Origin of the sequence: Streptomyces sp. NPDC059534 (assembly GCF_042743475.1) — a bacterium.
Taxonomy (GTDB): Bacteria; Actinomycetota; Actinomycetes; order Streptomycetales; family Streptomycetaceae; genus Streptomyces.
The window spans coordinates 384,917-406,376 of sequence record NZ_JBHWAQ010000001.1 but is presented as its reverse complement, the minus strand read 5'-3'; the positions used below and the strand labels follow the sequence as shown (position 1 = coordinate 406,376).

Below are 21,460 nucleotides of genomic sequence, written 5' to 3'. Positions count from 1 at the left end.
GGTGCGGGGCGCGGGCGGGGGGGGGGGGGGGGGGCGGGGGGGGGGGGGGGGCCCCGGGGGGGGCCCGCGCGCCCCCCCCCCCACGCCTCGGCCCGCCCGTCCGCCCGGGCAGCCCTGCGGCCCGCTCGCGCACACGCCCCTGCGGCTCGCTCTGCCTCCGCCTATCGGCCGCCCCGCCTCCCGCGGGGCAGCTCTTCGGCATCCGTCGAGTGAGCGCTCACTTTCAAGGCCCTGATTCCCACCGAATGTTCGGCAGAACGGCATCCAGCTCTTGTCCAACAAGATTGTGAGCGTTAACAATCAGGGTACTCCCCTGGCCGCTCATGACGAGAGAGACGCATCGTGACCCCTCACGCCCCTTCCGGCCCCGCGGCCCGACACCACCCCGAGGCATGCACCATCGGAGTCGACTTCGGCACCCTCTCCGGGCGCGCCGTCGTCGTCAGGGTCCGGGACGGCGCCGAACTCGGTTCGTCGGTCCACGAGTACCGCCACGCCGTCATCGAGGACCGCCTTCCCTCCACCGAGGCCCCCTTGCCCCCCGACTGGGCGCTTCAGCACCCCGAGGACTGGCGCGACGTCCTGCGCACCGCCGTCCCGGCGGCGCTCGCCGACGCCGGAGTCGACGCGGCCCACGTCATCGGCATCGCCACCGACTTCACCGCCTGCACGGTCCTGCCGACCACCCCGGACGGCACCCCGCTCGCCCTGACGCCCGGGTGGGCCGACCGCCCGCACGCCTGGCCCAAACTCTGGAAGCACCACGCCGCCCAGGAGCAGGCCGACCGCATCAACGCCCTCGCGCACGCCCGCGGTGAGAAGTGGATCGCACGGTACGGCGGCAAGATCTCCTCCGAGTGGCAGTACGCCAAGGCCCTGCAGGTCCTCGAAGAAGACCCCGCCGTCTACGCCGCCTGCGCCCGCTGGATCGAGGCGGCCGACTGGATCGTCTGGCAGCTGACCGGCACCGAGTCCCGCAACACCTGCACCGCCGGCTACAAGGGAATCCACCAGGACGGTGCCTACCCCTCGCCGGAGTTCCTCGCCGGGCTCCACCCCGACTTCGCCGACTTCCCGGCCACGCGCCTGGAGCACCCGCTGTCACCCCTGGGTTCACGTGCCGGCGGACTGAGTGGTCAGGCCGCGCGTTGGACGGGGCTCCCCGAAGGCATCGCCGTCGCGGCGGGCAACGTCGATGCCCACGTGGCCGCCCCCGCGGCGGGCGCCGTGGAGAACGGCCGGATGCTCGCCATCATGGGCACGTCCACCTGTCACGTACTCAACGGCGCCACCCTCGCCGAGGTCCCCGGCATCTGCGGGGTCGTCGACGGCGGCATCGTCGAAGGTGCCTACGGCTACGAGGCCGGTCAGAGCGCGGTCGGCGACATCTTCGCCTGGTGGCTCCGGCAGGGCGTACCGGAGCACTACCGCGCCGAGGCCGACGCGTCGGGCGAGGACCTGCACCAGCTCCTGACCCGCAAGGCCGCCGGCCAGGCGGTCGGCGCGCACGGCCTGGTCGCCCTGGACTGGATGAACGGCAACCGTTCCCCCCTGGTCGACCACCACCTCTCGGGAGTCGTCGCCGGTCTCACCCTCGACACCCGGCCCGAGGACGTCTACCGGGCCCTGCTCGAATCCACCGCCTACGGCACCCGGGTGATCGTCGAGACGTTCGAGGACGGCGGGATTCCCGTGGCGGAGTTCATCGTCACCGGCGGTCTGCGCAAGAACGCGCTGCTCATGCAGATCTACGCCGACGTGCTCCGCCGTCCCGTCTCCGTCGGCACCTCCGAGCAAGGGCCGGCGCTCGGCTCGGCCATCCACGCCGCCGTGGCGGCGGGCGTCTACCCCGACGTCCGCTCCGCCGCGTCCGTCATGGGCAGCGTCCGGCGCCACGCCTATGTGCCCGACGCGGCACGCGCGGACGCCTACGACGCGCTGTTCGGCGAGTACCGCGCCCTGCACGAGTACTTCGGCACCGGCGCGGACCTCCTCCTGCACCGCCTGCGGCGCATCCGCAACACCGCACGCCTCGCCACCACCGGCTGACCGGTCGCCTCGCCACCACCGGCTGACCGGTCGCCTCGCCACCCCCGACTGGTCGGGCGCCTCGCCACCACCGATCGGCCGGGGGTGCCTCCCCGCCCCCGGCCGCCATCGGCCCGACTTCTCCCACCCGCACCTCCGAGGAGCACACCCGACATGACGCTCACCCAGCCCGACCGCGAGATCTGGTTCCTCACCGGCAGCCAGGGCCTTTACGGCGACGAGACCCTGGCCCAGGTCGCCGACCAGTCCCGCACCATCTGCGACACCCTCGCCGGCCAGCCCCAGATGACCGTGCGCCTGGTGTGGAAGCCGGTCCTCACCGATGCGGCCGCCATCCGCGCGCTCATGTTGGAGGCCAACGCCGACGACCGCTGCGTCGGCCTGATCGCCTGGATGCACACCTTCTCCCCGGCCAAGATGTGGATCGCCGGCCTCGACGCCCTGCGCAAGCCCCTGCTCCACCTGCACACCCAGGCCAACCGTCAACTGCCCTGGTCCACCATCGACATGGACTTCATGAACCTGAACCAGGCCGCCCACGGCGACCGCGAGTTCGGCTTCGTCCAGACCCGCCTCGGCGTCCCGCGCAAGACCGTGGCCGGCCATGTCTCCAACCCCGAGGTCGTCGACCGCATCGCCGGCTGGGCCCGCGCCGCCGTCGGTCGCGCCGAACTGACCACCCTCAAACTCGCCCGGTTCGGCGACAACATGCGCGACGTCGCCGTCACCGAGGGCGACAAGGTCGAGGCGCAGCTGCGGTTCGGGGTCTCGGTCAACACGTACGGCGTCAACGACCTCGTCGCCGTGGTCGACGCCGCCCCCGAGGACGCCGTCTCCGCCCTCGTCAAGGAGTACGAGGACCTCTACGCCCTCGCGCCCGAGCTGCGGCCCGGCGGCGAGCGCCACGACTCCCTGCGCTACGCCGCCCGCGTCGAAGCCGGTCTCCGGACCTTCCTCACGGAAGGCGGGTTCCGCGCCTTCACCACCAACTTCGAGGACCTCGGCGGCCTGCGCCAGCTGCCCGGGCTCGCCGTGCAGCGCCTGATGGCGGACGGTTACGGCTTCGGCGGCGAAGGCGACTGGAAGACCTCCACCCTGCTGCGCACGCTGAAGGCGATGGACCACGGCCTGCCCGGCGGCACCTCCTTCATGGAGGACTACACCTACGACCTCACGCCGGGTCAGGAACTCATCCTCGGCGCCCACATGCTCGAGGTCTGCCCCTCGATCACGACGGCCACGCCCAGCTGCGAGATCCACCCGCTCGGCATCGGCGGGCGCGAGGACCCGGTCCGCCTCGTCTTCGACGCCGACCCCGGTCCGGCCGTCGTCGTCGGTCTCGCCGACATGGGCGACCGGTTCCGCCTGGTCGCGAACCACATCGACGTCGTCGCCCCGCCCGAGCCGCTGCCGAAGCTCCCCGTCGCCCGGGCCGTCTGGCGCCCGCGTCCGGACCTGCGTACCTCCACCGAGGCATGGCTGACGGCCGGAGCCCCGCACCACACCGTCCTGACCACCGCCCTCGGCGGCGAGGAGCTCGAAGACCTCGCCGAGATGCTGCGGACCGAGCTCGTCGTCATCGACGAGGACACCACCGTACGGCGGTTCACGCGCGAGCTGCGCTGGAACCAGGCGTACCACCGCCTGGCCCAGAGCCTGTGAGCGCTTCCGCCACCACCCCATCCACCCCCGTGAGGACGGAGCCCTCCGTGAGCACCGCCGTTTCCAAGGAACTGCGCCGGGAGGTGCTGGAGGCCAACCTCCGCATCCCCCGGGCCGGTCTGGCCACCCTCACCTGGGGCAACGTGAGCGGCGTGGACCGGGACGCCGGCGTCTTCGTCATCAAGCCCTCGGGTGTGGCCTACGACGCGCTGAGCGAGGAGGACCTGGTCGTCGTCTCCTTGGCCGACGGAAGCGTCGTGGAAGGCCACCTTCGGCCGTCCACCGACACGGAGACGCACCGGAGCCTCTATCTGGCCTTCCCCTCCATCGGAGGCGTGACCCACACGCACTCCACCCACGCCGTCGCCTTCGCCCAGGCCCGGCGTCCGATACCGGTGCTCGGCACGACCCACGCGGACACCTTCAACGGTCCCGTCCCGGTCACCGCGGCCCTCACCTCCGAGCAGTGCGCCACGCACTACGAGTACAACACCGGTCAGGTCATCGTGGACCTGCTCGACCGTGACGACACGCGGGCCCGGGAAGTCCCCGGAGCCCTGGTCGCCCACCACGGCCCGTTCACCTGGGGCGCCACCGCCACCGCGTCCCTGGAGCACGCCATCATCTGCGAGGCGGTGGCCGAGATGGCGCTCCATACCATCGCCCTGGGCACGGTCGAACCCCCGCAGCACGTACTGGACCGCCACTTCACCCGCAAGCACGGCCCCGGCGCCTACTACGGCAACCCTCCCTCCGCCTGACAGCACCGGGGGGAGCCAGGATGATCCTGGCTCCCCTCTTTGGCGTGGTGCGGTGGGTCAGACGCGGGTCCAGCGCTGGTTGGTGCCGTTCCAGCAGGAGTACAGCTGGATCAGCGTGCCGTTGACGGTGCCGTTGGCGGCGGCGTCGAGGCAGAGGCCGGACTGGACGCCGACGATGGTTCCGTCGGTGTTCAGGCGCCACTTCTGGTTGTCGCCGCCCCAGCAGCTGTAGATCTGCACCTTCGAGCCGTTGGCGGTGCCGGCGGCGTCGAGGCATTTGTTGCCGTAGACCTTCAGCTCACCGGAGGCGGTGAGGGTCCACTGCTGATTGGTGCCGCCGCTGCAGTCCCACAGCTGGACCTGGGTACCGTCGGCGGTGGCGGAGCTCGGCACGTCCACGCAGCGGCCGGAGGCGACGCCCTTGATCGGTCCGGAGCCAGGGGTGGGGGTCGGCGTGGGGTTGGGGTTCGAGGATCCGGCGTTGAGGGCGTTCAGGACGGAGGTGTAGGCAGGCTTCTTGCTGCCGTCGCCGTTGAACAGCAGCGGCGTGTGCTCGGCTCGCCAGGAGTCGGTGTCGCGCACACCCCAGACGGTGATGCCGAGGCAGCGCGGGACGGCCAGGCAGTCGTTGGTCACGTTGGCGTAGGTCGTGCCCGAGGCGCCCTGGATGTCGAGTTCGGTGATGGCGACGTCGACGCCGAGGGCGGCGAAACTCTGCAGGGTGGTACGGAAGTTGCTGTTGTACGGGCTGTCGCTGTTGAAGTGCGACTGGAAGCCGACGCAGTCGATCGGCACACCGCGCTGCTTGAAGTCCTTGACCATGGCGTACATGGCCTGGGTCTTGGCCCAGGTCCAGTTCTCCACGTTGTAGTCGTTGTAGCAGAGCTTGGCGGCCGGGTCGGCGGCGCGCGCGGTGCGGAAGGCGACCTCGATCCAGTCGTTGCCGCTGCGCTGGAGGTTGGAGTCGCGCCGGGCTCCAGAAGTGCCGTCGACGAATGCCTCGTTCACGACGTCCCACTGGGTGATCTTGCCCTTGTAGTGGGTCATCACGCCGGTGATGTGGTTGTTCATCGCCTGGCGGAGCGCGCTGCCGCTGAGGCTCTGCATCCAGCCGGGCTGCTGGGAGTGCCAGGCCAGGGTGTGGCCGCGGACCTGCTTGCCGTTCTGCACCGCCCAGTTGTAGACGCGGTCGCCGGCGGTGAAGTTGAACTGCCCCTGTTGGGGTTCGGTGGCGTCGATCTTCATCTCGTTCTCGGCGGTCACCGAGTTGAACTCGCGGGCCGCGATGGACGTGTACGTCGCGTCGCCGAGCCTGCCCGAGGCGATGGCGGTGCCGAAGTAGCGGCCGCTCTGCGCCGCCGCGGCGCCGAGCGTGCTCTCGGCGGCCTGCGAGGCCGGCGCCGCCAGCAGGGTGGCGGACCCGAGGACGCCGACGAGGAGCGCCGCGATCAGGCCGTCTCTTTTCCGGCTGACTGTGGGCGGGGTAATGGTGTGGGAATGCACGGCTGGACCTCCGATAAGGGAAATCGCGGGTGGGGGAGAGCGCGCGTCGGAAGGAATCCGCGGTGGCGATGTCCGCGTCCGGGGAATGGGACTGCGGAAAGCGGCGGTGACGCCTCGGTAATCAGTCTGGAAATACGGCATGGCCCTGTCAATGGTTTCGAAGATGTTTCGGAAGCATCAGCCGTTCGTCAGGACCGTCACGGCAATTCACCGGAGTGACGAAAAAGCGGTCCCTGCCGAAAGTGTTTCGACAGGGATCGCTTCTCGGTGAGCACGTGCTTGGTCAGTTCGGATAGGTGATGTCGAACCACGGGAAATGGGCCTGGTTCGTGGAGGGATGGCCGTGGGAAGTGGCGTACAGGCCGAGCTGGACGCTGGTGAACAGCGGCGTCAGGAAGGTGGCCTCGGCGGTCGCCAGGTCCTGCCAGGGGCCCTCGGGCGCCGCGTGGACGAAGGTGTGGCGGAAGCCCCGGATACGGACCCCGAGGCGAACGGGGCCGGGGGAGAGGGGGACCCGGACGAGGACGTCGGACCCCTGGCGAAGGACGAGCCCCTCCGCAGTGCGCAGAAGGAGGAGGTGGGCGTTGTCGTCGACGACCACGGCCAGGCCGGCCTCCTCGTCCGGTCCGGCCGGGGCGAAGCGCAGCTCGGTGGACACGTCGCAGTCGGGCTGTTCTTGGGGGCGGACCAGGAGGGAGGGGACCGTGAAGTCGCCGAGGCGTTCGGGACGGAGTCTGAGCCGGAGCCCGTCGCCGGTGGTCCAGAACGGCGCGCGGGGCGTGCGCAGGATGCTCCAGTCGGGGGCGAGGGTGGCGAAATCTTCGTGCACGGGCCGGGGATGACCGGTGTGGGCGACGGGGGAGAAGGCCGGCCAGCCGTCGTGCCAGGTGACCCGGCTGAGGAACGTCTCACGGCCGAGGGCGGAGCCCGGGCGGACGCCCAGGAGGACGGCCCGCCAGTCGCCGAACGGCGTCTGTACGAGGTCGGCGTGTCCGGTGCAGGTCACCGGGCCCTTCGGGGCCGGAGGCAGTACCGGGTTGTGAGGGGCGCTCTCGTAGGGGCCCGTCACCCTGTCGGCGCGGGCGGCCACCACGCTGTGGTCCACATCGGTGCCGCCCTCCGCGGTGAGCAGGAGGTAGGTACCGTCGATCCTGTAGAGGTGAGGGGCTTCCGCCCATCGGGCGGCCGGGTGGCTTCCCGACCACAGGACGTACTCGGGTCCCGTGAGCCGCCGTTCGAGGGGAAGGTATTCGCGCATCCAGATCTCGGTGAGGCCGGCGGACTCGTCCCGTACGCGGGAGGCGGTGAACCAGGCCCGGCCGTCGCCGTCCGGCCCGTCGTCGAAGAACAGCGACGGATCGAAGCCCTCGCCCTCCAGCCAGTACGGTTCCGACCACGGCCCGGCGGGGTCGGTCGCCGTGACGACGAAATGGCCGGGGCCGTCCATCAGGGTGCAGACGAGGTGGAAGAGCCCGTCATGGTGCCGGATCGTCGGCGCGAACAGGCCGCGTGAGGGCTCGCACCCGTCGAGGTCGAGCTGGGACGGCCGGTCGAGGGCGGAGCCGAGACGCCGCCAGCTCACGAGATCGCGGCTGTGGAACACGGGAAGCCCCGGGAACCACTCGAAGCTGGACGTCACCAGGTAGTAGTCCGAGCCCACGCGGCAGACGGACGGGTCGGGCCGGAACCCGGACAGCACGGGATCACCGAACGACGTGGTCACGGCACCGCGACGATCTCGACCGGAACGGACAGGACACGGTCGGCCGCCGGGTGCCGTACGGGGCCGTGGAGGACGAAGGACCCCTGGAGCGGAAGATCGCCGCTCGACCGTCCGACGGCCACACCGACCTCTCCGGGCTCGACTCTCCTGCGCAGATCGATTCCGGTGAAGGAGGTTCGGTCGGCGTGGACAGAGAAGGTGATCCGGGCGGCCTCACCCGGCCCCAGCTCGACCCTGCCGAATCCGGCGAGCCAGCGCCGCGGCCGGACGACGGACGCCTCGGGGTCCGAGAGGTACAGCTGGACCACCTCGGTCCCGGCCACCTCGCCGACGTTGCGCACGGTGACCGCGACCGACACGGCTCCGTCCGTCGGGGCGACGGGATCCACCGCGAGATCCGCGTAGGCGAAGCTGGTCCAGCTCAGCCCGTGTCCGAACGGGAACAGCGGAGTCGGGTCCACCGAGCTCCAGTCGGTGCGACCGCCCAACGTGGAGTGCAGATAGGTGCCGGGCTGTCCGCCGACCTGGCGGGGGAGGGAGACCGGCAGCCGCCCGGACGGCTCCGCGGCCCCGCTGATGATCCGTGCCAGCGCCGTCCCGCCCTCCTCGCCGGGGAAGAATGCCTGGACGACGGCCGCCGCGCGCTCGGCGAGCGCGCCGAGCGCGTAGGGCCGGCCGGAGACGAGGACCAGGACCGTCGGCACCCCGGAGTCGAGGACGGCGGAGGCGAGAGCGGCCTGGTCGCCGGGCAGGTCGAGGGTCTCGGCGTCGCAGCCCTCTCCCGAGGTGCCCCGGCCGAACATGCCGGCCCGGTCGCCGAGTACCAGCACGTTCACCTCCGGATCATCCGCGGTGACCGTGAACCCGGCGGCGGTGAGCGTCTCGCGGAGCGTCGGGATCTCCACCCCGGGGTCGCCCGGCAGCGCGACATGGTTGGGGAAGGAGTAGCAGCCGAGGAAGGAGTGGGGGTCGTCGACGTACGGCCCGGTGACAGCGACCCGGCACGGCCGCAGCGGCAGGATGCCGTCGTTGGCGAGCAGCACGGTGGACCGTTCGGCCAGAATCCTGGCCAGCGCCCGGTTCTCCGGCGGGTCGAGGTCGATCGGCTCGGGCTTGACGGGTTCCCATTCGGGGTCGAGGAGGCCGAGTTCGGCCTTCTGCAGAAGGACCCGCTCCGCGGCCCGGTCGACGAGCTCCTCGGGCACGTCCCCCGACCGTACGAGCGCGGTCAGCGGCTCGCCGTAGCAGCGGGCCGTGGGCAGCTCGACGTCGATTCCGGCGGTCAGCGCCAGCGCGCCGGCCGCGCCGCGCGATCCGGAGACGCCGTGCCGGGACTCCAGGAAGGAGACGGAGTAGTAGTCGGCGACGACGACACCGCCGAAGCCGAGCTCGTCCCTGAGCAGCCCGGTCAGCAGCCGCTCGTCGGCGGCGACCGGGACGCCGTCCACGTCGGTGTAGCTGTTCATCACAGACCGGGCGCCTCCCTCGCGCAGGGCCCGTACGAAGGGCTCGACCAGCACGTCGGCGAACTCGCGCGGCCCCACGGCGACGGGGGCCATGTTCCGGCCGCCGCGCGAGGCCGAGTACCCGGCGAAGTGCTTGAGCGTCGCCACGACGCCGGCGCCCTCCAGACCCTGTACGTAGGCGGTCCCGATCGCCCCGACGAGATAGGGGTCCTCGCCGATGCACTCCTCGGTCCTGCCCCACCGGTAGTCGCGGACGACGTCGAGCACCGGAGCGAGCCCCTGGTGGACGCCGACCCGCCGCATCCCCTCGCCGATGGCGGCGGCAATGTGCCGTACGAGCCCGGGGTCGAAGGACGCGCCCCAGGCGAGCGGCCCGGGGAAGACCGTGGCCCCGAGCGTCATGAACCCGGTCAGGCACTCCTCGTGAGCGAGGGCCGGGATGCCGAACCGGCCGGCTTCGATCACCTGCCGCTGGAGTGAGGCGAGCCGTTCCATTCCGGTTTCCGCGGTGATCGGCGCGGTTCCGTACACCCGGGTGAGCTGGCCGAGCCCATGTCCGATGATGTCGTCGAGGCCCGGAGCCGGCTCGCCGGAATCGTCCTCCATCGGCGCCACGGGCGCTCCGGGATCGGAGGGCAGGGCCCAGAAGCCGGCCAGTTGCCCCGTCTTCTCCTCCAGCGTCATCCGACTCAGCAGATCGGCCACTCGTACGGAAGCGGGCAGGAGGGGGTCACGCCAAGGCTCGGTCACGGGGTTCTCCTAAAGACGGGGCGGGGCGGTGGAGACGCGGACCTTGAGTTCGGTCGAGAGCTCCACCCGGGGACTGACCAGGGGTTGGTCCTCCAGAAGCTGGAACAGCGTGCGGGCGGCGACGCGGCCCATCTCCTCCAGCGGCTGGCGCACCGTCGTCAGCGGGGGTGACAACCAGTCGCACATCGGCAGGTCGTCGAAACCGACCACGCTGAGGTCCTGAGGGATGCTCAGTCCGGCCTGCCGGGCGGCCTCGTAGACACCCATCGCCTGCTGGTCGCTGCCCGCGAAGACGGCGGTCGGCGGCTCGGGCAGGGCGAGCAGCTCCTGAGCGCACCGGAATCCGCCCTCGTGCTGGAAGTCGCCGAACCGGATCAGGTCGCGGTCGACCTCGATCCCGGCCCGCTCCAGGGCTGCCCGGTAGCCGTCGATGCGGGCCTGGCTGCAGAGCATCTCCTTGCGCCCGCCGATCGCGGCGATCCGGCGGTGCCCCAACTCCAGCAGGTGTTCGGTGGCTGCGAGGCCGCCGCCCCAGTTGGTCGCGCCGATGCTCGGTACGCCGTTGTCCGGCAGGTCGATCGGGTCGATGACGACCAGCGCCACCCCGCCCCGCGCGACCTGGGCGCGCTGCGCCTGGGTGACCGAGGCGGTGACGAGGATGACGCCGTCGCTGTGGTGCTGGACCGGCAGCGCGGACCAGCTTGACGGCGTGGCCTCGCCCGGTGGGACGAGCGACACGACGGTGCCGACGCTCCGCTGGGCGCACTCGGCCTCGACGCCGCGCAGGATCTCCACCGCCCAGGCGCTGTCCAGACCGCCGATGATCAGGTCGACGAGGCCCGATCTGCGGGCCCTGTTCTGCCGGCCGGGCTGGAGGTAGTTGTGGGCCCGCAGCAGGCCCTCGATCCGTTCGCGGGTCGCGGGCGCGACGTCGGAACGGCCGTTGATCACCTTGGAGACGGTGGCCTGGGAGACCCCCGCCTCCGCGGCGATGACCGCCAGAGTCGCACGCTGCTCGCTCAACTGCTCTCCTCCTCGACGCCGTGGGACGACGATTGATATCGCAAACTTTCGAAGAGTTTCTGGGCGGCGTGACGGCTTGTCAAGCCCAGGTTGCCGGCAGATTTCCCAGATAAATCGGTGAGAAGTCTTGACCGTGCCGCCCGGCGTTCCTAGTTTGTGGCACCACGGAAATCGAGAGTATTTCGAAAAAGTTTCGAGCACGGAACCGGCAAGAACCCGGCAGCGGCTCGGCATCGAACCCGGCATCCCCCCTCACGGAGGTCCCATGGCCAGCACCGTCCCGAGCCGACGCAGCTTCCTGGCGCTCGCGGGCTTGACCACCCTCTCCGTCGCCCTGACCGCGGCCTGCGGGGCCGACGAGTCGGGCGGCAACCTGTCGGCCGACGGCAAGGTGACGTTCGAGTGGTGGAACATCGCCACGACGGAACCGGGCAAGTCCCTCTTCCCGCAGATCTCCACAGCGTTCACGACCGCCCACCCGAACATCGCGATCAACACGACCTCGTTGGAGAACGAGGCGTTCAAGTCCAAGCTGACCGCGACCACTTCCTCGGGCAAGCTGCCCGACGTCTACCAGACCTGGGGCGGCGGCGTGCTCCAGCAGCAGGTCGACGCGGGGCTCGTCGAGGACCTCACCGACCTCCTGGACTGGTCGTCCCAGCTCACCCCGGTCTCGCTCCAGGCATACCAGATCGGGGGGCGCACCTACGGAGTCCCGTACGACATCGGCATGGTCGGCTTCTGGTACAACAAGAAGCTCTTCGCCAAGGCCGGGATCACCACTCCGCCGGCCACCTGGGCAGAGTTCCTCGCCGACGTGAAGAAGCTCAAGGCCGCGGGCATCACCCCGATCGCCCTCGCCGGCAAGGAGAAGTGGCCGGGCCACTACTACTGGGCCTACCTTGCGATGCGCGTCGCCGGCCTCCCCGCCCTGCAGAAGGCCGCGACCTCCAAGGACTTCACCGATCCCGGCTTCGTCAAGGCGGGCGTCCACCTCAAGGAGCTCGTGGACCTCCAGCCGTTCCAGCCGGGCTTCCTCGGCGCCGGCTACGCCACCCCGGGCGGCCAGGCCGCGTCCGTGGGCAACGGCAAGGCCGCCATGGAGCTGATGGGACAGTGGGGACCGTCGGTGCAGAAGGACGCGGGCGCCGACCTCGGAGCGGACCTGGGCTTCTTCCCCTTCCCGACGGTCGACGGCGGTGTGGGGCAGGCGACCGAGGTGTTCGGTGGCGGCGGCGGCTTCGCGCTGCGCAAGGGCGCTCCGAAGGAGGCGCTGGACTTCCTGAAGTTCTGCGTCCTGGAGAACGAGTCCAAGCTGTTGGCCTCCAACGGCTACCTGCCGGTGGTCAAGGGTGCGGAGAGCCGGCTCACCGACGCCAACAGGAAGGTGGTGGCCGAGAGCCTGGTCAAGGCCACGGGCTTCCAGCTCTTCCTCGACCAGGCGTACCCGCCGGCGGTCGGTCAGGAGGTCAACGACAGCGTCGCCGACCTCATAGCGGGCAAGAAGACGCCCGAGCAGGTCACCGCGTCGATCACCGAGGCTGCGAAGAGTGCCTAGCTCCGTGTCCACCCTGACAAAGGAACGGACGGTGGAGTCCGTGGCGGCGCCCCCGCCGCCCCCGGCCCGTTCACGCCTGAGCCGGTGGGGTGCCTGGGCGTCGGTCGCCTGGTTCCTCGTCCCGGCCCTGCTCCTCTTCCTCGTCTTCGTCCTCACCCCGATCGTCGTCGCCGTCTGGACCGGCTTCTTCAAATGGGGCGGGATCGGACCCATGGCCGACTTCGTCGGCTTCGCGAACTACACCAAGCTCTTCGACGACCAGGTCTTCATCGGCGACCTGTGGCGCGGGCTGTACCTGATCCTCATGTCGGTCCTGGTGCAGCTGCCCTTCGCCCTGTTCACCGCGGTCCTGCTCAACCAGAAGCTCCGCGGCCGGGCCGTCTACCGGATGCTGTTCTTCGCGCCGTACATCCTCTCCGAGGTGGTCACGGCGGTCCTCTTCACGATGATCTTCCTGCCCGGCGCCGGCATGGCCGACCATCTCGCCGGCTTCCTGGGTCTTGAGGGGCTCCAGGGCAAGTGGCTCGCCGATCCCTCGACGGTCATGCCGACCCTGTTCGTCGTCATGATCTGGAAGTACTTCGGCTTCCACATGATGCTGTTCCTCGCCGGGCTGCAGAGCATCCCGTCCGAAATCCTGGAAGCCGCCTCCATCGACGGCGCCGGCGCCTGGCAGCGCTTCCGGTACATCACGCTGCCGCTGCTCGGCCCGACGATCCGGATCAGCGTCTTCCTGTCGATCATCGGGTCCATCCAGCTCTTCGACCTCGTCTGGGTCATGACCGCGGGTGGGCCCAACCACTCCTCGGAGACGATGGCGATCGCGATGTTCCAGTTCGGCTTCAAGCGGTACCAGGTCGGCTACGCCAGCGCGATCAGCGTGGTGCTGTTCATGATCAGCCTCGTCTTCTCGCTGTTCTACCAGCGATACGTGCTCCGCCGCGATCTGAGCGGGGCCGTCACTTCGGGAGGTGGCCGATGAACGCCCGTCGGACGGTACGCGGCCTTTCGCTGCACGCCGTGGTCTGGCTGATCGCCGCGTTCGTCGCCGTACCGCTGCTCTACGCGGTGATCTCCGGCTTCAAGAGCACCGCGGAACTGACGAACAACCCGTTCGGGCTTCCGCAGCAGTGGAAGATCGGCAACTACATCGGCATTCTCGGCGACGGCATGTTCTGGCGGCAGATCGCCAACAGCGCGGGCATCGCGATCGGTACGACGGTCTGCACGGTAGTGGCCTCCGCGATGGCGGCTTTCGTCCTGGCCAGATATGCCTTCCGTGGAAGGGAGTTGTTCTATACGCTCTTCACGATCGGGCTGATGTTCCCGTTCGCCGTGGCCGTTCTGCCGCTCTTCCTCATGCTGCGCACCTTCGGCCTGCTCGACAATCCGCTCGGAGTCATCCTCCCGCAGGCAGCTTTCGGGCTCCCCCTGACGATCGTGATCCTGCGCGGTTTCTTCCGGACCATCCCGGCGGAGATCGAGGAGGCCGCCACCATGGACGGCTGCTCGAAGTTCCGTTTCTTCTGGCAGATTCTGTTGCCGATGGCGCGTCCGGCGCTCGGTACGGTCTCGGTGCTCGCGGTCGTCGCGAGCTGGAACAACTTCTTCCTGCCGCTACTGGTGTTCAGCGATCCGAAATGGCAGACGATCCCGGTCGGCGTCCAGCAGTTCCAGGGTCAGTACTCGACCGACTTCGCGCTCGTCCTGGCCTACATCGTGCTCGCCATGGTCCCCGCCCTCGCCTTCTACGCCGTCGCCGAGCGCCAGCTGATCGGCGGCCTCACTGCCGGCGCGACCAAGGGCTGAGCCGTACCGCGCGTGCAAAGGACCGGCCCGTACCGCGCGACCACCCTCCCCGAGGAGACTCTGTGAAACGTCTGACCGCGCTGACAGTCATCGTATTGTTAGCGCTCACATCCCAGGTGGCCGCCGCCGACCCCGCGCCGCCCGCAGCCGCCCCCGCATTGTCGGCAGCGGGCCTCGCCCGCCCAGCCATCGACTTCCGGGCCGCACTCCAGCCCATCGACGGATTCGGCTTCTCCATGGCCTTCCAGCGGGCCGACCTGCTGCACGGCGCGCGTGGCCTCAGCCCTGAGAAGCGGCGCGAGGTGCTCGACCTGCTGCTCAGCAAGGACAAGGGCGCGGGCTTGTCGATCCTGCGCCTGGGCGTCGGATCGTCGACCGACCGGGTCTACGACCACATGCCGACGATCTTGCCCACCGATCCGGGCGGCCCGGACGCCACGCCGACGTACGTCTGGGACGGCTGGGACGGCGGCCAGGTCTGGCTCGCCAAGGAGGCCAAGGCGTACGGCGTCGAACGGTTCTACGCCGACGCCTGGAGCGCGCCGGCCTTCATGAAGACCAACGGCAACGAGAACAACGGCGGCGAGCTCCTGCCCGAGTGGCGCCATGCCTACGCGAACTACCTCGTCCAGTACGCGAAGTTCTACGAGCGCGAAGGCATCGACATCACCGACCTCGGGTTCACCAACGAACCCGACTGGACGGCGACGTACGCCTCGATGCGCTTCACCCCGCAGCAGGCCGTCGACTTCCTCAAGGTGCTCGGGCCGACCGTCCGCGCGTCCGGGCTGAAGACCGGGGTGGTCTGCTGCGACGCCGCCGGCTGGGATCGACAGGTCGCCTACACCGAGGCCATCGAGGCGGACCCGGCGGCCGACAAGGCCGTGCGGACCGTCACCGGCCACCGCTACAGCGGTGCGACCACGGTCACGCAGCCGACCGACAAGCACGTCTGGATGTCCGAATGGTCACCGGACGGCACCACCTGGAACGAGAACTGGGACGACGGCAGCGGCTACGACGGCCTCACTGTCGCCGCCGACATCCAGAACACCCTGACCGTCGGCAACGCCAACGCCTACGTCTACTGGACCGGCGCGTCCCTCGGCGCGACCCGGGGCCTCATCCAGCTCGCCAACCCTGGCGACGACTACCGGGTGTCCAAGCGGTACTGGGCCCTGGCCGCCTTCAGCCGGTTCATCCGCCCCGGCGCCGTCCGCGTGCCGGTCACGGACGCCGACCCTGCCCTGCGCGTCACGGCCTTCCGCAACCCGGACGGCAGCCGCGTGATCGAGATCCTCAACACCGCGACCACCGAGAAGTCCGCCGAGTTCACCCTTCGCGGCGGACACGACCGGCACCCCGACGGCTACGTCACCGACGAGACCCGCTCGATCGCCCCGGCAGACGTCGCCTCCACGCACGGCACGACCCTCACGGCCAGGCTCGCCCCGCGCGCGCTCACCACGATCGTTCTCGACTGACCCGTCGTTCTCGACCGACTCGCCCATCACCCGAGGAGCCACCCATGCCCCGGTCCATGTCCCGGCATCTGATCGCCCTCTCCGCGGCCGTCTGCCTCGCCGCCGGCCTCGCCGCCACCCCCGCGACCGCCGAGCCCCGCCCCAAGACGCTCGCCGAACTGGCGAAGAAGCACCATAAGTACTTCGGCTCGGCCACTGACAACCCCGAGTTCACCGATGCCGCCTACCTGAAGCTCCTCGGCAGCGAGTTCGGTCAGACCACCCCCGGCAACGCCATGAAGTGGTACGCCACCGAGCCCAAGCCCGGCGTCTTCGACTTCACCGCCGGCGACGAGGTCATGGCCTTCGCCAAGGACCACCACCAGAAGGTCCGCGGCCACACGCTCGTCTGGCACAGCCAGCTCCCCGCCTGGCTCACCGACCGCACCTGGACCGCCGACGAGCTGCGCGCCGTCCTCAAGAACCACATCCAGACGGTGGCACGGCACTACAAGGGCCAGGTCATCCACTGGGACGTCGTCAATGAGGCATTCAACGAGGACGGCACCTACCGCGAGTCGATCTTCTACAAGACGCTCGGCCCCGGCTACATCGCCGACGCCCTGCGCTGGGCGCACGAGGCCGACCCGCGCGCCAAGTTGTACCTCAACGACTACAACGTCGACGGCATCAACGCCAAGAGCGACGCCTACTACAAGCTGATCAAGCAGCTGAAGGCCGACGGCGTCCCGGTGGAGGGCTTCGGCCTCCAGGGCCACCTGGCGCTCCAGTACGGCTTCCCCGCCGGCGTCCAGGAGAACATCCAGCGCTTCGCCGACCTCGACGTCCAGGTCGCGATCACCGAGCTCGACATCCGGATGGAGCTCCCGGCGACACCGGAGAAGCTCGCCACCCAGGCCACCTGGTACGCCGACTACGTCAAGGCATGCCTGGCGGTGGAGAAGTGCGTCGGCGTCACCATCTGGGACTACACGGACAAGTACTCGTGGATCCCCGGTGTCTTCCCCGACGAGGGAGCGGCGCTGCCCTACGACGAGAACCTGGAGCCCAAGCCCGCCTACCACGCGATCAGGAAGGTGCTGGGCGGATGATCAGGACGGCGATCGTCGGTACGGGCGGGATCGCGGGCATCTGCCACGTACCCGCCCTCCGGGCGCAGGCGCACCGGGCCGAGATCGTGGCCGCCGTCGACGTGGATGCCGTGCGTGCCGAGGCATTCGCGGCCGAGCACGGCATCCACGCCGTCTACACCGACCTCGACACGATGCTCCGGGAGGAGCGGCCGGACCTCGTACACCTGTGCACACCGCCGCACCTGCACGCCGAACAGGCCGTGGCCTGCCTGGAGTCGGGGGCGTGGGTGTGGTGCGAGAAGCCGGTGGCCCTGTCGCTGGCCGAGCTCGACCGGATCAACGCAGCCGAGGGCACCGCCGCCGCGGGCGCGGTCTTCCAGCACAGATACGGCTCCGGCGCCCGCTACCTGCGCGACAGCATCGCCGCCGGGACCCTGGGCCGTCCGCTGGTCGCGCAGTGCGTCACGGCCTGGTATCGCGACGACGCCTACTACGACGTGCCGTGGCGCGGCACCTGGCGGAGCGAGGGCGGCGGCCCGACGCTCGGCCACGGCATCCACCAGATGGACCTGATGCTCGCGGTGCTCGGCCCCTGGGCCGAGGTACGCGCGATGGCCGGCCGCCTCGAACGCGAGGTCCAGACCGAGGACGTGTCCACGGCCCTGGTCCGGTTCGAGAACGGAGCCATCGCGACGGTCGTCAACAGCGTCCTCTCGCCGCGCGAGGAGAGCTACCTGCGGTTCGACCTCACCGACGCCACGGTCGAGCTGCGGCACCTGTACGGCTACTCCAACGCGGACTGGACGTTCACCGGCAGGACGCCCGCCACGAAGTGGGACCCGCCGGACGACCTGCCCAGCTCGCACACCGCCCAGCTCGCGGAGTTCCTGGACGGTTACGCGGCCGGGCTCCGGCCCGACCTCGGCAGGCCCACCATGGAACTCGTCACCGCCCTCTACAAGGCCGCGATCACCGGCCGGCCGGTCCTGCGCGGGGAGATCGACGCGGCCGACCCCTTCTACGCCTCGCTCCACGGAGGACGACCGGAGGTGTTCCGATGACGTTCGAACTCCTGGAACAAGAGGACGCGCTGACCGTCCGGGCGCGCGGCACCGATCTCTTCCAGTACGTGCACCGGCCGGTCATGGACCCCTTCGAGGCACCGAAGCCGTACCTGCATCCGTTGCGCACGCTCGCCGGCCAGGTGGTCACCGGATACCGCCCGCACGACCACCGCTGGCACAAGGGCGTCCAGTTCACGGGGTCATGGGTGTCGGGCCAGAACTTCTGGGGCGGCGGCACCTACCTGCGCGGGCAGGGCTATGTGGACCTGCCGAACCTCGGCACGATGCGCAGCCTCGCCGTATCCGCCGAGACGGATCACGACCGCGCCGTCATCACCGAGCACCTCGCCTGGCACACGATGGCCGGCGGGCACTGGATCGACGAACGTCGCACGCTGACCGCGTGCGACGTCGAGGCCGACTCCTGGACCCTCGAGGTCACCACCGCGCTGACCAACGTCCACGGCACCGACCTGGTGTTCGGCAGTCCCGGCACACAGGGCAGGGAACTCGCCGGGTACTCCGGCCTGTTCTGGCGCGGCCCGCGCGAGTTCGCCGGCGGCGACGTGATCGGCCCCGGCATGGGCGAGCAGGGCGAATGGCTCGCCTTCATCGGCACCCACGACGAGGTCGACCGCTCCTCCACACTGCTGTTCCAGGACGACCCGGACACCCCTTGCCAGTGGTTCGTCCGCAGCGAGCCCATCCCCGCCGTCAACCCGTCCCTGGCGTTCGACAAGGAATTGCCGCTGGCCCCGGGCGACACCCTGTCGCGCCGTTACCGGATCGTCGTGGCCGACGGCGCGTGGGACCTCGCCCGCCTGACCCGGCACGTCGAGGAACACCCGTGGTGACATCGCTTCCGGGCGGTGTGGGAATCTCCGGGCTGACCGTGTACGACTGGGAGGCCGCCGACGGACTGTGCGGCGGCACCCCTCACATGCACCTCGTCTGCTCCGAGGCGTACGTCGTCATCGGCGGCGAGGGCAGCGTCCAGACCCTTACCAGCTCAGGTTTCGCCGACACTCCGCTGCGCGCCGGCGACGTCGTCGGGTTCACCCCGGGAACGATCCACCGTCTCGTCAACGCGGGTGACCTGCGGCTCGTCGTCCTGATGCAGAACAGCGGCCTCCCCGAGGCCGGCGACGCCGTCTTCACCTTCCCCGCTCCCGTACTGGCCGACCCCGACGCCTACCAGGCGGCGGCGGCCCTGACCGGCGACCACGGAGCGGCGGCGCGCCGCCGCGACCTGGCACTGGAGGGATTCCTGACCCTGCGCCGCGAAGGAGGGATGCGGGAGTTCCACATCGCCGCCCACCGCCTGAAACGCCGGCTTCTGGGCGACTGGGAGCTCCACTGGCGTGACGGCGCCCTGGCGGCGGCAGAGGAGACCGGCCGCCAGCTGGAGCGGCTGAAGGCCGGAGACCTCTCCCACCTCGGCCAGGGCGCGGTGTCGCGGCTCGAACGCCCGCAGGACCCGCTCTTCGGCATGTGCGGCCGCCTCCACCCGTACACCGGTCCCGCTCACCCCCACCACCCTCCCCTGAAGGAGCAACACCGATGAGATATCGCCGTCCACCGCTCGTCCTGAGTCTCGTCCTCGCGGTCCTGTCGTCCCTGCTGCTCGGGGCCACGCTCGTCACCGCCCCGCCCGCCGCCGCGGCCACCGTCGACACCAACGCCTGGTACGTGCTGGTCAACCGCAACAGCGGCAAGGCCCTGGACGTCTACAACCTGGCGACCAGTGACGGCGCCCGTATCACCCAGTGGGCCAGGAACGACCAGAACCAGCAGCAGTGGCAGTTCGTCGCCTCCGGCGACGGCTACTACCGCGTCAAGTCCCGCCACTCCGGCAAGGTCCTGGACGTCCAGAACAGCTCCACCGCCAACGGCGCCGCGATCACCCAGTGGAGCGACGCGAACGGCACCAACCAGCAGTGGCGCCTGGCCGACAGCTCGGACGGTCACATCCGCCTCGTCGCCCGTCACAGTGGAAAGGCCCTCGAAGTCCAGGGCGCCTCCACCGCCGACGGCGCGAACATCGTCCAGTACGACGACTGGGGCGGCGCCAACCAGCAGTGGCAGTTCGTCAAGGTCGCCGGCGGCACCCCCGGCACCTGTGGCCTTCCGTCGACCTACCGCTGGTCGTCCACGGGCGCGCTCGCGCAGCCCAAGACGGGCTGGGCCGCGCTCAAGGACTTCACTGTCGCCCCGTACAACGGCAAGCACATCGTGTACGCGACCACGCACGGCGCCGCGGGCACGGGCCAGGGCTGGGGCTCGATGAACTTCACCCCGTTCACCGACTTCCCGCAGATGGCCTCGGCCGGGCAGAACGCGATGTCGAACTCCGTCGTCGCGCCCACGCTCTTCTACTTCGCGCCGAAGAACATCTGGGTGCTCGCCTACCAGTGGGGCAGGACGGCCTTCTCGTACCGGACGTCGACCGACCCGACCAACCCGAACGGCTGGTCGGCGGAGCAGGAGCTCTTCTCGGGGACCATCGCCAACTCCGGAACGGGACCGATCGACCAGACGCTGATCGGTGACGGGACGAACATGTACCTGTTCTTCGCCGGTGACAACGGCAAGATCTACCGGGCGAGCATGCCGATCGGGAACTTCCCCAGCAGCTTCGGCACGACCTCGACGATCATCATGAGCGACACGACGAACAACCTCTTCGAGGCCCCGCAGGTCTACAAGCTCCAGGGCGAGGAGCGCTACCTCATGATCGTCGAGGCGGTCGGTTCGCAGGGCCGGTACTTCCGCTCCTTCACGGCGACCAGCCTGAACGGCTCGTGGACGCCTCAGGCCGCGACCGAGAGCAACCCCTTCGCGGGCAAGGCCAACAGCGGCGCCACCTGGACCAACGACATCAGCCACGGCGAACTGATCCGCGCGACCGCCGACCAGACCTTCACGGTCGACCCCTGCAACCTGCGCTTCCTGTACCAGGGACGCGACCCGAACTCCGGCGGTGACTATGGCCAGTGGCCCTACCGACCGGGCCTGCTGACGCTGCAGCGCTGACGATGTGAACCGCCCCGGCTCCCATGAGGAGCCGGGGCGGTGCGCTTCGTCGTCCGCCGAGTCCGCCGAGTCCGCCGTGCGTCGGCACACGGGTGCGGGTCAGGCGAGACCGAGCAGGGAGCGGCCTGCCGGCACGCCGGCGATGACGAGTTCCCGCCGCTCGCCGAAGTTGGCCTGGACGAGGGCGCCGACGGTCCACGTGTCCGGTCCGTAGCCGACGGTGCGGGAGGAGGTCCCCGAACCGCCCTTGAAGCCGTAGCAGTTCGTGCCGGTGCCGCCGCCGACCGAGCCCTCCTCCAGCGGTCCGGAGGTGGCCGCCTCGATGGCGGCGACGGCGTGTTCGAGGTGGACGTGGTGGCCGTTGATGTCGTTGAGGTAGCCGTCTCGTCAACCTGAACGGTTCCGGCCGCTACGTGCGCATGTACGGCACGGCGAGAGGCACCGGCTTCGGTTACTCGCTGTGGTCCATGGAGGTCTACGACTTCTGATCGCACCACCGAGG

The 21,460-nt window shown here is 70.0% G+C and carries 16 protein-coding genes and 1 pseudogene; 12 read left to right on the top strand and 5 right to left on the bottom strand.

The window, feature by feature from the left end; genetic code table 11:
* Positions 1-342 precede the first annotated feature (342 nt).
* The 3 genes from araB to araD all read left to right on the top strand — a co-directional run bounded on the left by araB (position 343) and on the right by araD (position 4,472).
* The gene (gene araB / locus ACFVZH_RS01620) at positions 343-2,049 is read left to right on the top strand and encodes a ribulokinase (RefSeq protein ID WP_384891456.1); all 1,707 of its coding nucleotides are present in this window, start codon (positions 343-345) and stop codon (positions 2,047-2,049) included.
* Between the two features lie 153 nt (positions 2,050-2,202).
* Positions 2,203-3,711 carry an L-arabinose isomerase gene (gene araA, locus ACFVZH_RS01615; protein WP_384891453.1) on the top strand — a complete coding sequence of 503 codons (1,509 nt, stop codon included), beginning with the start codon at positions 2,203-2,205 and terminating at the stop codon, positions 3,709-3,711.
* Positions 3,712-3,758: 47 nt separating this feature from the next.
* Positions 3,759-4,472 (top strand): L-ribulose-5-phosphate 4-epimerase AraD, encoded by a 714-nt coding sequence (gene araD / locus ACFVZH_RS01610; protein WP_384891450.1) that lies wholly within the window; start codon positions 3,759-3,761, stop codon positions 4,470-4,472.
* Between the two features lie 57 nt (positions 4,473-4,529).
* Here the strand turns inward: araD and ACFVZH_RS01605 are convergent, their stop codons facing one another.
* From ACFVZH_RS01605 to ACFVZH_RS01590, 4 genes are all read right to left on the bottom strand, one after another.
* Positions 4,530-5,975, bottom strand: a complete 1,446-nt coding sequence (locus tag ACFVZH_RS01605; protein ID WP_384891447.1) for an endo-1,4-beta-xylanase — start codon at positions 5,973-5,975, stop codon at positions 4,530-4,532.
* A gap of 283 nt (positions 5,976-6,258) precedes the next feature.
* On the bottom strand, positions 6,259-7,698 hold the full coding sequence (locus tag ACFVZH_RS01600; protein ID WP_384891444.1) for a family 43 glycosylhydrolase: 1,440 nt from the start codon (positions 7,696-7,698) through the stop codon (positions 6,259-6,261).
* A complete protein-coding gene (locus ACFVZH_RS01595) occupies positions 7,695-9,914 on the bottom strand; it encodes a glycoside hydrolase family 3 N-terminal domain-containing protein (protein WP_384891441.1) in 2,220 nt (739 codons plus the stop codon). The genes ACFVZH_RS01600 and ACFVZH_RS01595 overlap by 4 nt, the downstream gene beginning before the upstream one ends.
* 9 nt (positions 9,915-9,923) lie before the next feature.
* Positions 9,924-10,937, bottom strand: coding sequence for a LacI family DNA-binding transcriptional regulator (locus ACFVZH_RS01590; protein ID WP_384891439.1), 1,014 nt, complete (start codon positions 10,935-10,937; stop codon positions 9,924-9,926).
* Between the two features lie 265 nt (positions 10,938-11,202).
* Here ACFVZH_RS01590 and ACFVZH_RS01585 point away from each other — a divergent pair, with 265 nt between their 5' ends.
* The 9 genes from ACFVZH_RS01585 (at position 11,203) to ACFVZH_RS01545 (ending at position 20,958) form a co-directional block, all read left to right on the top strand.
* Positions 11,203-12,495, top strand: a complete 1,293-nt coding sequence (locus ACFVZH_RS01585; RefSeq protein WP_384891436.1) for an extracellular solute-binding protein — start codon at positions 11,203-11,205, stop codon at positions 12,493-12,495.
* A 4-nt stretch (positions 12,496-12,499) separates the two neighbouring features.
* The gene (locus tag ACFVZH_RS01580) at positions 12,500-13,477 is read left to right on the top strand and encodes a carbohydrate ABC transporter permease (protein WP_384891433.1); all 978 of its coding nucleotides are present in this window, start codon (positions 12,500-12,502) and stop codon (positions 13,475-13,477) included.
* Positions 13,474-14,304, top strand: a complete 831-nt coding sequence (locus ACFVZH_RS01575; RefSeq protein ID WP_384891430.1) for a carbohydrate ABC transporter permease — start codon at positions 13,474-13,476, stop codon at positions 14,302-14,304. The genes ACFVZH_RS01580 and ACFVZH_RS01575 overlap by 4 nt, the downstream gene beginning before the upstream one ends.
* Before the next feature lie 95 nt (positions 14,305-14,399).
* The gene (locus ACFVZH_RS01570) at positions 14,400-15,788 is read left to right on the top strand and encodes a glycoside hydrolase (RefSeq protein WP_384891427.1); all 1,389 of its coding nucleotides are present in this window, start codon (positions 14,400-14,402) and stop codon (positions 15,786-15,788) included.
* Between the two features lie 44 nt (positions 15,789-15,832).
* Positions 15,833-16,879 carry an endo-1,4-beta-xylanase gene (locus tag ACFVZH_RS01565; RefSeq protein WP_384891424.1) on the top strand — a complete coding sequence of 349 codons (1,047 nt, stop codon included), beginning with the start codon at positions 15,833-15,835 and terminating at the stop codon, positions 16,877-16,879.
* Positions 16,876-17,922 (top strand): Gfo/Idh/MocA family protein, encoded by a 1,047-nt coding sequence (locus tag ACFVZH_RS01560; RefSeq protein WP_384891421.1) that lies wholly within the window; start codon positions 16,876-16,878, stop codon positions 17,920-17,922. The genes ACFVZH_RS01565 and ACFVZH_RS01560 overlap by 4 nt, the downstream gene beginning before the upstream one ends.
* Positions 17,919-18,779, top strand: a complete 861-nt coding sequence (locus ACFVZH_RS01555) for a PmoA family protein (protein WP_384891419.1) — start codon at positions 17,919-17,921, stop codon at positions 18,777-18,779. The genes ACFVZH_RS01560 and ACFVZH_RS01555 overlap by 4 nt, the downstream gene beginning before the upstream one ends.
* Positions 18,773-19,489, top strand: a complete 717-nt coding sequence (locus tag ACFVZH_RS01550; protein ID WP_384891417.1) for a cupin domain-containing protein — start codon at positions 18,773-18,775, stop codon at positions 19,487-19,489. Before ACFVZH_RS01555 ends, ACFVZH_RS01550 begins: the two co-directional genes overlap by 7 nt.
* The gene (locus ACFVZH_RS01545; RefSeq protein ID WP_384891414.1) at positions 19,486-20,958 is read left to right on the top strand and encodes a non-reducing end alpha-L-arabinofuranosidase family hydrolase; all 1,473 of its coding nucleotides are present in this window, start codon (positions 19,486-19,488) and stop codon (positions 20,956-20,958) included. The genes ACFVZH_RS01550 and ACFVZH_RS01545 overlap by 4 nt, the downstream gene beginning before the upstream one ends.
* 99 nt (positions 20,959-21,057) lie before the next feature.
* Here ACFVZH_RS01545 and ACFVZH_RS01540 read toward each other — a convergent pair.
* Positions 21,058-21,330 (bottom strand): annotated as a pseudogene (locus ACFVZH_RS01540) (P1 family peptidase); the annotation flags it as partial.
* Positions 21,331-21,460 lie beyond the last annotated feature (130 nt).